At 40.7% G+C, this 755-nt stretch carries 1 protein-coding gene; it reads left to right on the top strand.

Annotation, left to right across the window (positions count from 1 at the left end; translation table 11 throughout):
- Positions 1 to 755, top strand: a 755-nt coding sequence (locus ACFIKO_RS09415; protein WP_375673914.1) for a tyrosine-type recombinase/integrase, incomplete at both ends; no start/stop codon positions are given.

A 755-nucleotide genomic window follows, 5' to 3' on the forward strand; every position in this document is an offset into this window, starting at 1 on the left:
CTCCATTATTTAAAAGATATCGCGTTGGATGCTTTTGAAAGTCGTAAAGCTGAATTAAAAAATGATGGTAAAGATGGGGATTGGTTTTTACCATTACGCCTTCATATTCTTCCCAAATTAGGCTGTCTTCCCGTTTCTGAGATTACACAAACAGAGATACGCAATGTTCTTGCCCCTATTTGGCATACAAAAGCTGGAACTGCTAATAGAGCTCTTATTCGTCTCAACCTTTGTCTTAAACATGCGGCTGCATTAGGATTGAATGTTAATTTACAAGCAACAGAAAAAGCACGCGCTCTCTTAGGTAAACAACGTCATAAAACGCAAAATTTACCAGCCATGGATTGGAGAGAGGTTCCGGCTTTTTATAAAACACTCTGTGAAGCATCAACCATAACACAACTGGCTTTGCGTTTGCTTATTCTGACAGGCGTTCGTACCAGTCCTTTACGTCATATTCATAAAGATCAAGTTGAGGAGGATATATGGACCATTCCTGCTGAGAATATGAAAGGAAGGCGTGATGCTACAACAGAATTTCGCGTGCCTCTATCAACAGAAGCATTAGAAATTCTAAAACAAGCGCGCTTGCTCTCTCGTAATGATTTCTTTTTTTCTGCTAGAGGTCGTGGTCCCCTCGCTGAGAAATGTATGGCTACATATATGAGAAAAAATAAAATTGAAGCCTGCCCCCATGGTTTTCGCTCTAGTTTACGCAATTGGCTAGCAGAAACAACCGATGCTCCCTATGAGGT

This window comes from Bartonella sp. TS82HLJMH (genome assembly GCF_042193495.1).
GTDB classification, from domain to species: domain Bacteria; phylum Pseudomonadota; class Alphaproteobacteria; order Rhizobiales; family Rhizobiaceae; genus Bartonella; species Bartonella grahamii.